This window comes from Nostoc sp., from assembly GCF_036917655.1.
Taxonomy (GTDB): Bacteria; Cyanobacteriota; Cyanobacteriia; order Cyanobacteriales; family Nostocaceae; genus Nostoc.
The window spans coordinates 1-11,149 of sequence record NZ_JBALCY010000065.1 but is presented as its reverse complement, the minus strand read 5'-3'; the positions used below and the strand labels follow the sequence as shown (position 1 = coordinate 11,149).

Genomic DNA, 11,149 nt, shown 5'->3' with positions numbered 1-11,149 from the left:
TACTACGCAAAACCAGGGAGAGGTCTTTTTATTCGACTAATTAGGCGAACATGATATGACCCGTCAAACTCACGTTAAGGCAATACGGTTTAGTTAAAGCCAAAAACCAAAACCAGTGTAGGTTGGGTTGAGGGACAAAACTCAACATTTTCAGGACTAAAGGTGAGAAAGCCTATCAGCTTGCTAGAGAAATTGCCAGGTTGACTACCTTCAGCGATGCAGAAATTACTTATTGGTTCTCAAGAATTACAGAACTAATGTAGTGATACTATTTTAAAAAATCTTTGCAACAAGTGAATCGGCTGTAGGGGCGTACAGACGTACATCCCTAACAATGTAGATATAGCAAGTATTTCGTAAAATGCTATAATCCCAGTCAGCTAAATAGGGAATATACAACTACAGAAGAAATTTTTCCAGACCATTCCTAGCACTGTTTGGGCATTAGGGTTTGTCAGTCTGCTGACAGATATTAGCTCAGAGATCGTTCATTGTTAGTTACTCAAAGAAACAAATATTAAATTCGACCAAAAGCAAAAATGGTATCCTTGATTTAAAGTCAAATCAATGGCGATGGAGCTCGCCAAAACCGCCTTTCCGGTAGAGGTTAAATTCATAGCTGGAAGGCTGATAGCTCCTACTTTCCTCGCTGACTGCGGGAGAGTAGGGCTTGGCTAAATGCATTACCTGACTCTCCTGTAGAAAGTGTAAGTCTACAAATCTCACCTCAAGGAGTCATGGTATGAAACACTTTCGTCAGTTTGAACCGTTTATTGCATTACCCCACCTAATCAAGTGGTTGCCCATTTCATTTGTGGTTGGCATTCTTGCTGGAACAGCTTCTGCGGCTCTTTTAGCATCACTAGAATGGGCAACTGATTGGCGGGAATCGCATCGCTGGATTATCGCCTTACTGCCGCTTGGTGGCTTCTTGAGTGGTTGGATTTATCATCAATTCGGTCGGACTGTAGAAGCTGGAAATAACCTTTTACTTGAAGAGATCCATAACCCCAAAAATATTATTCCCTTCCGCATGGCTCCTCTTGTTTTACTAGGAACAGACCTTACACATTTATTTGGAGGTTCAGCCGGTCGTGAAGGTACAGCGCTGCAAATGGGTGCTTCTTTGGCAGATCAGTTGACTAAAATATTGCATTTTAAAGGAGCCAATCGGCGAATTTTATTAACGGCAGGTATCAGTGGAGGATTCGCTTCAGTTTTCGGTACTCCTTTAGCTGGAACCGTATTTGGTCTAGAAGTTTTAGCAATTGGGAAAATTCATTACGACGCTCTTTTTCCTTCTTTAATTGCTGCGATCGTTGGGAATCAAGTAACCTTACTATTGGGTTTGCATCATACCCCATACCGACACGCTCCGTCTATACCGACGCTCACAATTTGGGGGTTGATTGCTGCCATTATCGCAGGTGCAATCTTTGGAATTGTAGCGAGATTCTTTGCTCAAGTAACTCACCAAATTGGTCACTTCTTTAAAGCAAAGATATCTTATCCTCCAATGCGTCCTTTGATAGGCGGTGCGATGATAGCAGTAATTGTTGGGTTGAGTGGCACAACCAAATACATTGGGCTTGGTATCCCTACTATCGTTGATTCTTTTTTAACTCAGCTACCTCCTTGGGATTTTGCAGCAAAATTGGGTCTGACTGCTCTAACTTTAGGAGCAGGTTTTAAAGGAGGAGAAGTGACCCCTTTGTTTTTTATTGGTGCAACTTTAGGTAATGCTTTGTCGTTGCTTTTAGCATTACCTGCACCACTGTTAGCAGGAATGGGATTTGTAGGTGTGTTTGCGGGTGCAGCAAATACACCTATCGCATCGACTCTAATGGGAATTGAACTATTTGGTTTGGAATCAGGGGTATTTATTGCTATTGGCTGTGTAGTGAGCTATTTATTTTCGGGTCATTCTGGAATTTACTCTGCACAGCGTATTGGGTTGAGTAAATACTCTGCTGTATATTTAGAAGAAGGGGTGACTTTGGCTAATTATGGGCGAGAAAAAGTTGAGCCAAAAATTGATTTACCTGATGATGACGAAGAAAGAGATAGTATAGCAACCGCCAAGGCGATTAGGACAAACAGTATACTTGATGAGTAAAGTAACAAATATTGATACTGCTCAAACGGACAGTACAGGAACAGATAATGCCAAAACCCTACAGTTATGACCTACGTCAGAAAGTAATTCAAGCAATTGAGTTAGACGGGATGAGGAAGAGTGAAGCATCTCAAGTTTTTCAAATCAGTCGAAATACAATCAACCTATGGCTTCAACGCAAAGCCACTACTGGAGATTACCAAGCTTTACCAAATCAACCACCAGGGAATGGTCATAAAATTACTGACTGGGAAAAATTTGGGAAATTTGTCGAGGTTAATGGGGATAAAACCCAAGTAGAGATGGCCAAACTATGGTCAGTAGAAATTAGAGAAATTAGCGATGCCTTCGGCGAGCTACGCTAACGCACAATATCAAGAGCCTTACGCAAAATTGGGTTCACTCGTAAAAAAAAACTTATGGTTATCAAGAACGAGATGAAGTTAAACGACAAGCATTCAGAGAAGAGATAGCGATGTATAAACCAGAGTCAATAGTCTATATAGATGAAGCTGGAATGGATAATAGAGAAGATTATGGGTATGGTTGGAATCAAAGAGGCAATCGCTTTCATGCTCTTAAAAGTGGGAGGAGGCAAGGGCGAGTTAATATGATCGCCGCTTGTTGTAATGGGAAGTTATTTGCTCCGTTTACTGTTGAGGGAGCTTGTAACCGAAACGTATTTGAAACTTGGCTTGAAACTTGTTTAATTCCAGGGCTTAAACCCGGACAAATAGTGATTGCAGATAATGCTACATTTCACCGAGGCGGACGTATTCAAGAATTAATTGAAGCGGCAGACTGTCACTTAAAATACTTGCCGCCTTATTCGCCTGATCTTAATAAAATTGAGCGATGTTGGTCATGGTTGAAGAGTCGAATTCGTAAACAACTCATTCAATTTGATTGTCTTCGAGATGCCATAGAAGATGTTCTTCGCACAGCGTCCTAACTGCCTTGGCGATTGCTATATTATTAGACTTCTATTGATTGTTATACCCATTTTAAAAATGATTGTTACACACCTAGCAAACAAAAAAGCCCGCTTATGCGGGCTTTTTAAATCAATTAGATAACTTTACTTACCGTTTCGCCAACTTCTTCGACATCTTCCGCAGACGAATCGATTGGGGTGTAACTTCCACCAATTCATCAGCCGCGATGTATTCCAAAGCACGCTCTAAGCTCATGTCTATCGGTGCTTGCAGTTGCACCAATTCATCGCCACCAGCTGCGCGGTGATTGGTTAACTGCTTGGTCTTACAGATATTTAGTTCCAAATCTTGGGAACGAGTGTGTTCTCCCACGATCATGCCTCTGTAAACCTTTGTACCGGGAACAATAAAAAATGCTCCTCTATCTTCGGCATTTCTCATGGCGTAGAACGTAGAAACGCCCTCTTCAAAGGAGATTAAAACGCCTTTGTTACGGGCTTCAATGTCGCCACTCAGTTGACGGTAATCTAAGAAGCTGTGATTCATGATGCCTTCGCCACGAGTCATCCGCATGAATTCACCCCGGAAACCAATCAATCCACGGGCGGGGATGACAAACTCTAGTTGGGTGCGATCGCCACTACCAGGTTGCATATCTTGCATTTCGCCTTTGCGTTGTCCCAGGCGTTCGATACAGCTACCCACACCATCAGCAGGAACGTCTAACACCAAAAGTTCAAAGGGTTCGCAAGGTTGACCGTTAATTTCACGGTAAATAACCTGTGGCTGAGATACCTGAAACTCGAATCCTTCCCGGCGCATGGTTTCAATTAAGATACCCAAGTGGAGTTCTCCACGACCGGAAACGAGGAATTTATCGGGAGAATCGGTTTCTTCAACACGCAAAGCAACGTTGGTTTCGAGTTCGCGGAATAAGCGATCGCGTATTTGACGGGAAGTCACCAACTTACCTTCTTGACCAGCAAAGGGCGAATCATTCACCCAGAAGGCCATTTGCAAGGTTGGTTCATCCACTTTAATTAGTGGTAAAGCTTGCGGATCATTGGGATCAGTAATCGTTTCCCCAATATAAGCATCAGCGAAACCAGCCACCGCAACAATATAACCTGCGGTTGCTTCTTCCATGTCTACGCGCTTCAGTCCATCAAAGCCCATCAATTTGGTAATTTTACCCTTGACAATAGTACCATCTTCTGTTACTAAAGCTGCTTGCTGTCCTGAGCGGATAGTACCGTTGTGAATTCTGCCAATCACAATCCGGCCTAGATATTCTGAATAATCTAGGGTTGTTACTTGCAATTGCAGAGGCTTATTGCTGTCGCCCACTGGTGGTGGAACGTGTTGCAGAATCGCGTTAAACAGGGGTTGCATATCTACCGATTCTGCTTCCAAGCTTTCTTTGGCGAAACCTGCCATACCGGAGGCAAACAGATAGGTAAAATCACACTGGTCTTCATCTGCCCCTAATTCTAAGAACAGATCCAAAACTTTATCAACAGCAACGTGGGGGTCAGTTTGTCCACGATCAATTTTGTTGATAATAACGATGGGGCGCAGCCCTTTTTCTAAAGCTTTTTTCAGGACAAAGCGGGTTTGAGGCATGGGACCTTCGTTGGCATCGACAATCAGAAGACATCCGTCAACCATGCCGAGTACGCGTTCAACTTCACCGCCAAAGTCAGCGTGTCCAGGAGTATCAACAATATTAATTAGTGTTTCTTTGTAGCGAACTGCTGTATTTTTAGACAGGATAGTAATACCCCGTTCCCGTTCTAGGGCGTTGGAGTCCATAACGCAATCCGGAACGTCTTCGCCTTCGCGGAAAATGCCGGATTGTTTGAGGAGTGCATCAACCAGAGTGGTTTTGCCGTGGTCAACGTGGGCGATAATGGCGACGTTGCGAATTGGGAGCGTCATAGAAACTTTTGGTGAACTCTAGAGGGGGTTTTGATATTTACATTTGAATGCTAGGCTTTTTTAACAGAATTAGGTATGATTAGCAAAACTCTGTAAAGAACCTTTAATAATTCTAGCGTAATCGTCACAATTGCGGTGAGGTTAGTCAAGGCTGCATTAAGACAGAAAGTTAGGCGGGCTGAATCTGTGCTTGGCGTTGAATTATTTAGGCGATCTAATTAGAAAACTTAACTCAGGTAGTTGAAGAGTGGGTAAATGCCTGGTTAAAACTTCTAAGATATTTTTTATTCCGTAAATTAGTCTGACTTGTGCCATAGTTAACGCCAGCGTGCTGGAGTTTTGAATAATGGCTTGGGTATTAGGGCAGCAATTGCAGAGTGGTAAATACACTTCAATTGAAAAAGAATTAGGTGAAGGTGGCTTTGCTATTACCTATCTCGCCAGAGATAATCACGGGCGTTACATTGTGATTAAAACGTTGAATGATCAGGTGCAACGCCGCTCCGATTTTGCCAAGTTTCAGCAAGATTTTTTGAATGAGGCGATAAAGCTAGCTAAATGTAGTCATCCTCATATTGTGAAAATTGATGAAGTAATCTATGAGAATCCCCTGTGGTGCATAGTGATGGAATACATTGCTGGGGAAGATTTAGCTAGTCGAATTAATAATCAAGGCGTTTTGTCAGAAGCGGAAGCATTACGCTACATTCAGCAGATTGGTGAAGCCTTGATCGTAGCTCACAATAACGGCTTGTTGCATCGGGATCTGAAACCGCAAAATATCATGTTGCGTTCTGGTAACTCTGAGGCTGTGTTAATTGATTTTGGGATTGCCAGGGAATTTACCCCGAATCTAACTCAAACTCATACACAAATTTTATCTGATGGTTTTGCACCAATTGAGCAATATGACAAAAGAGCAAAACGGGGTGCTTACACTGACGTTTATGCTTTAGCAGCAACATTATATTCTGTGCTAACTGGAGAAGTACCAACGCTTGCGCCAAGAAGAGCGATTGGTACGCTATTGGAGGAACCAAAAAAGATTAATTCTAGTATCAGTGATAGGGTAAATCAGGCAATTCTCAAGGGTATGGAGGTTAAGCCAGAGGAACGGCCTCAGTCAGTAAAAGAATGGTTATCACTTACAAGTGTTCAAAAGATTCAAACTACTAATATTTATCTCCCTACTGTCAATCTAGTTAGTTCTCAACTGATGGACGATATTATCAGTGAATTCCATGCTTATGTTGACTATAGTAGTTCCAATGCAGGATTACTTATTCATCATAGAGAGCATCGGAAAGATCCGGCATTACACTATCACGTAACTATCTCTGATACTCACGCTTTTAACTTTGGCGGAAATGGATTTGCTGTGTTCCCTATTCCAAAAAAGGCTTATCGAGTAAAATCAGTAAAATTATTGAATAGGAAGGAAGTTCTCGATAGATGCGTAATTGCTTATCAACTCTTCAAAGACTGGCACTATGGGATTCTAGGATGGAATTGCGAACACTTCGCTAGGCTGGTGACAACTGGTAAAGCCATTAGCTATCAGGTTAAAGAGTCACCTTTGGGATTTTTGAATAACAATGGTTATCATACTTTAGCAAAGGAAATGATGGATAAGAGCCAGGAAAATTAAATACTAATTTGCTGATTAATTTAACTCTTGTTTAATACCCTTATATTTACTAATAAAACAAAAACTATCTATCTAAAGATGTAGTTTGAATTTATATCTATTCTTATTATATCTATCTCAATACGCTTCGGTTAAGAATCTTTGTAGGTTGGGTTGAGGCTTTGCAAAACCCAACAAACCTCCTAAAATGTTGGGTTTCGTTCCTCAACCCAACCTACACATTTTTATTTTTTGGGCTTAAGCAAACCGTATTTATATCTATCTAAAAGTATAAGAACAGAAATTGTAACGAAAATTTATGTTTCTCTACCCAGAGTTGTGAGAGCGATCGCTCAAAAGAAAGAGGTAATATACCTAACCCCTATGTCAAGCTTATATTAGTTAAGAATTGTGAACACTTTGCCGGGGAGAACACGGATGGTAGCTACTTTAGATGATACGAAGCGCAATGCTATTGCCGTAAAATTGGCAAGCATTAAAGCACTGCAACAGTTAGTCATCGAAAATGAACAATCGCTTTTGAAAGAAGGACTTGATACCGAAATTGCCGATCGCATTCGGAATTTCCTCAATGATGATCAAAAAAATCTTGGCATTCTAGAAACTGTAATTGGTCAGTATGGCATTCAGGCTGAACCCAAAAAAACTGTTACACAATTCATTGAAAAAGCTGGCGAATTGTTCAAAGGTTCTGAGTTGAGCCTGTATGAAAAAGTATCTCAGCATGAATTGCTGAAACATCAACTAGTAATGAGTGGCTTGATAGTTCACAAGGCTGCTCAAAAAGTTGGTGCTGACGTGTTGCTAGCGATCGCACCTTTGAATACGATTAACTTTGAAAACCGCGCTCACCAAGAGCAACTCAAAGGTATTTTGGAAATTCTGGGTGTCCGCGAACTCACTGGACAAGATGCAGATCAAGGAATTTGGGCCCGTGTTCAAGACGCTATGGCCGCAGTCAGTGGTGTAGTAGGTAGTGCTGTTACCCAAACCAGTGACAAAAAGGATCTGAATATCCAAGATGTCATCCGCCTCGATCACGGCAAGGTAAATACCCTGTTCACTGAACTGCTGCAAAGCAACGATCCACAAAAGATTCAAGAGTACTTCGGTCAAATTTACAAGGATTTAACTGCCCATTCTGAAGCTGAAGAGGAAGTAGTCTATCCAAGAGTACGTCCTTTCTACGGTCAAGATAACACCCAAGAATTGTTTGATGAACAAGCTCATGCAAAGCAGGCATTAGAAGAAATTAAGGCTATTAGCCCATCTTCCCCCCAATTCAAAGAGAAAGTCAAACAGCTATTGGATGCCCTCGGCGATCATATTCGTCAAGAAGAAACCACACTGTTCGCTGCCATTCGCAACAACTTGACTACTGAGCAAAGTGAACAACTTGCTACTGAGTTTAAAGCTGCTAAGACCCGAATTCAACAAAAACTCGGTGTTGTTACCGAATCAAATGTGTAGGATGCTTTCGGGCTTTCTACATCCGCTAAAAAAGCTTAGTTAAATAAAAACTCCCAGCATTTATCTGCTGGGAGTTTTTGTTTACAAATTTTGCTGACAGTATTTATAAGCGGTATAGGCCATAGTTACAACTCCGGTGATAATTGCAGATTCATCGACTTCAAATTGGGGATGGTGTAATGGGTGGTTAATGATTCTTTCTTTGTAGCCTACACCCAAGCGAAACATGGAACCGGGGACGTGTTCCAAATACATAGAAAAATCTTCAGAACCAAGGGAGGGTTCGGGTAAAACTTGAACGCGATCGCTACTCCAAGCTTCTTCTGCGGCTGATTGCAACAATTGCGTCAGCGCATAATCATTTTGAACGCTGGGTACGCCCTGGCGATAATTGACTTGATACTTTGCTCCGTAGGTATGGCAAACATTAGATACAATGTTTTCAATCCAGTTTGGGAGATGGGCACGAGTTTCGGGATGAAGCGATCGCACGGTTCCCAATAACTGCACTTTATCAGCAATCACATTCGGCGCTCTCCCACCATTAATTTTCCCGATGCTCAATACTACAGGACGCAAGGGATTTTGTGTCCGGCTGATGGCTTGTTGCAGTGCAGTAATGATTTGGCAAGCAATCCAAATTGCATCAATCGCCTCATGGGGACGCGCCCCGTGCCCAGATTCTCCCATAATCAGAATCTCTAAATCATCAGCGGCGGCTGTCAATGCTCCATAACGCACGCCAATAGATCCTGCGGGTATAGAAGGGAAAACATGAACTCCTAATAAAGCCGAGACGTTTTCCATCGCTCCATCTTTCACCATCCAGCTTGCCCCTTGAGCAATTTCTTCGGCTGGCTGAAATAAAAACCGCACTTTCCCACCCAACTCCTCTGCCACTTGGGATAGCACCATCGCTGTTCCTAATCCCACAGTGGTGTGGACATCGTGACCACAAGCGTGCATAATACCCTCTGCGCGAGAGGCATATTCCAAATTGGTACCCTCTTGAATTGGCAAGGCATCCATATCGGTACGAATTGCCAATAAACGGTCATTTTGGCTAGTGCCTTGCAGTTCTCCAATGACGCCCGTTTTGCCAACTCCTTCTTGTACATGCAGACCACTGGAAGACAAAACACCAGCTACGAAGGCTGCTGTTTGGTACTCCTGACCGCTGAGTTCTGGGTGAGAGTGGATGTGGCGACGAATTTCAATTAAGCGGGGCGCTAGTTTTGCTGCTAAGTCTTTAATACGGGTAAGCATCGATTCAATTAATCTATAGGCTTTTTTCCCATGATAAAGAAATGTTAACAAACAAAATGCTCTTTGCCATACTAAGGATAAGTCAAGGAAGGGACAGGGGGAGCAGGGGAAGAATACACTAATGCTCAATGCCCAGTCCCCAGTCCCCAGTCCCCAGTCCCCAGTCCCCAGTCCCCAATTCAAAACTAGTTATTTTGAGTAACAGGTTGTGCCTCTAGTATTTTCAGGTTTAAACTCGTTACATTCTCTGGGATTTTGACGCTCTAACGACCAGCCATAAGGCTTGTCGGAGGTAACGACACCATTAGCCATAGTTGTTAGTCGGAAGTTAGCCCCCCGAAAATTGGTAAATTGTAATTTGGCATCTTTTAAGTTTGTTGCTTCCAAATTGGCGCTGATGAAACCGGCATAAGATAGATCGGCATTTTGCAGGGATGCTGATTTCAAATTTGCTCCTGTTAAGGAAGCACCACTGAGATTCGCCGAATTCAGAATTGCACCTTCTAAATTTGCACCGGTGAGATCGGCATTCGTAAGATTAGCTTGAGATAATGTAGCGCTGCTCAAGTCGGCCCCTCGCAAATTTGCTCCAGTTAAATTCAGTTGAGTTAGGTCAGCACCACTCAAATTACACCGGGGACAGGCACTTGTTGCCTTCAACTGATCCAAATCTAGCTGATTTAACGCAAGGGCTTGCTCTGCAAACCCAAAACAAGCTAAGAGGACGGCGGTAGCAACAATCTTAAGTTTCATCTTTTTTACAGATATTTACAAAAATGACAAGTTACGCACATTGCGTACTGTCATCCTTACATATACCGCTTCCCTAAGAAAGAACAAGGATGAAGCATTGATTAAGAAGCTGTAAAAATACTATAAATTCTAATGGTAAGACTACTCAAACTGAAATATAGGCTATAGAATCGATTCGTAAGCAACTATACCGAACAAATTATAGACTACTACATATGTGATCCCCCTAGCTCGATCAAAAGACGACTAGGGGGATCTTGTTTTTGGGCATTTGATTAACAACAAAGTTAGAGGACAGGAGAGATTTATCCCAATATCAGCAATTCTCAATTCAGGAAAACTTCCCCAAAGTGCGATCGCCCCTTATCCCTCACTATCCAAAATGCTGCTGATATCTTGTGTTGCGTATCGCCTTTAACGTTTCCCCAAAGCGCGTTCACGGAGTGACTCTGAAAGAGTATCGCCTGTGAAGTTTCCCCAAAATGCGATCACGGAGTGACTCTGAAAGAGTATCGCCTGTGAAGTTTCCCCAAAATGCGATCGCGGAGTGACTCTGAAAGAGTTTCGCTGTTTTTGAATTTTGACTTTTGACTTGTCACTGAGCGTTCGCGTACCGTCTCGTAGAGAAGTCGAAGTGTGACTTTTGACTTCCCCAAGGCGGTGCTACCTCCCGCCAATACCGTCGCACATATTCTTGTCACTCTCATTATCAGGGGGATTGGTTTTATAATACTCGCGCATAAAATTGCACCCTTCCTGGAGTAAATAATCAAAATCCAGCCTCCAGAGTTTCACCGTGTTGTCATCACTGCCAGAAGCCAGCATCTTGCCATCGGGGCTGAAGCTGACGCCCCGAACCGAGTTTGTATGCCCAGTCAGGGTTTTAATTTCCTTGCCGGTGCTGGTATCCCAGAGTTTCACCGTGTTCTCAGCACTGCCAGAAGCCAGCATCTTGCCATCGGGGCTGAAGCTGACGCCAAAAACCGAGTTTGTATGCCCAGTCAGGGTTTTAATTTCCTTGCC

7 protein-coding genes, 1 pseudogene and 1 riboswitch are annotated in these 11,149 nt (G+C 42.7%); of the genes and pseudogenes, 4 read left to right on the top strand and 4 right to left on the bottom strand.

Going from position 1 to position 11,149, the window contains the following annotated elements:
- The first annotated feature begins 560 nt into the window (after positions 1-560).
- A riboswitch (Fluoride riboswitch) is annotated at positions 561-647 on the top strand.
- 95 nt (positions 648-742) lie between these two features.
- Together V7K30_RS22025 and V7K30_RS22020 are read left to right on the top strand one after the other, a co-directional pair.
- Positions 743-2,116, top strand: a complete 1,374-nt coding sequence (locus V7K30_RS22025) for a voltage-gated chloride channel family protein (RefSeq protein ID WP_335002877.1) — start codon at positions 743-745, stop codon at positions 2,114-2,116.
- Positions 2,117-2,163: 47 nt separating this feature from the next.
- Positions 2,164-3,068: pseudogene (locus V7K30_RS22020) on the top strand (IS630 family transposase).
- A 130-nt stretch (positions 3,069-3,198) separates the two neighbouring features.
- Here the strand turns inward: V7K30_RS22020 and typA are convergent.
- Positions 3,199-4,989, bottom strand: a complete 1,791-nt coding sequence (gene typA, locus V7K30_RS22015) for a translational GTPase TypA (RefSeq protein ID WP_335002875.1) — start codon at positions 4,987-4,989, stop codon at positions 3,199-3,201.
- Between the two features lie 346 nt (positions 4,990-5,335).
- Here typA and V7K30_RS22010 point away from each other — a divergent pair, with 346 nt between their 5' ends.
- The gene (locus tag V7K30_RS22010) at positions 5,336-6,637 is read left to right on the top strand and encodes a serine/threonine protein kinase (protein ID WP_335002874.1); all 1,302 of its coding nucleotides are present in this window, start codon (positions 5,336-5,338) and stop codon (positions 6,635-6,637) included.
- A 417-nt stretch (positions 6,638-7,054) separates the two neighbouring features.
- Positions 7,055-8,107 (top strand): hemerythrin domain-containing protein, encoded by a 1,053-nt coding sequence (locus tag V7K30_RS22005; protein ID WP_335002872.1) that lies wholly within the window; start codon positions 7,055-7,057, stop codon positions 8,105-8,107.
- Between the two features lie 81 nt (positions 8,108-8,188).
- On the opposite strand, the gene V7K30_RS22000 is transcribed toward V7K30_RS22005, so the two are convergent.
- From V7K30_RS22000 to V7K30_RS21990, 3 genes are all read right to left on the bottom strand, one after another.
- Complete coding sequence (locus tag V7K30_RS22000) at positions 8,189-9,373, bottom strand: M20 family metallopeptidase (protein WP_335002870.1); 1,185 nt, start codon at positions 9,371-9,373, stop codon at positions 8,189-8,191.
- A 189-nt stretch (positions 9,374-9,562) separates the two neighbouring features.
- Positions 9,563-10,126, bottom strand: a complete 564-nt coding sequence (locus V7K30_RS21995) for a pentapeptide repeat-containing protein (RefSeq protein WP_335002868.1) — start codon at positions 10,124-10,126, stop codon at positions 9,563-9,565.
- A gap of 663 nt (positions 10,127-10,789) precedes the next feature.
- Positions 10,790-11,149 (bottom strand): WD40 repeat domain-containing protein (locus V7K30_RS21990; RefSeq protein WP_442941090.1); only part of this gene is annotated, 360 nt, incomplete at its 5' end.